Below are 245 nucleotides of genomic sequence, written 5' to 3'. Positions count from 1 at the left end.
GTACACGGTGTTTTTCGGTGCATCGACAGTGACAGTACCTTGGCTCTGGCCCTTGGCGATATTGATGACTGCACCGTTGCTCAGGGTCACCGTCATCGCGCTGCCGGCCGGGTTGGTCAGCTTGGCGGTGTAGGTGATCTGGCCGCCTTCCTGGACGGTACCGGTGGCGCTGAGGCTGACGGTAGTGGTGTCCAGGTTGGCAGGGTTGTCGGTTACCGTGGTGGTCGGTGTACCAGCGGTGACCA

Annotated in this window: 1 protein-coding gene; it reads right to left on the bottom strand. The window is 61.6% G+C overall.

Annotated features, from left to right (window positions below):
* On the bottom strand, nt 1-245 hold a 245-nt coding region (locus tag J5M56_RS26185), incomplete at both ends, for an immunoglobulin-like domain-containing protein (protein ID WP_347709444.1).

Origin of the sequence: Pseudomonas sp. 51_B, assembly GCF_017491595.1 — a bacterium.
GTDB lineage: Bacteria > Pseudomonadota > Gammaproteobacteria > Pseudomonadales > Pseudomonadaceae > Aquipseudomonas > Aquipseudomonas promysalinigenes.
The sequence above is the reverse complement of the archived record's forward strand: the minus strand, read 5'-3'. Positions and strand labels throughout refer to the sequence as shown.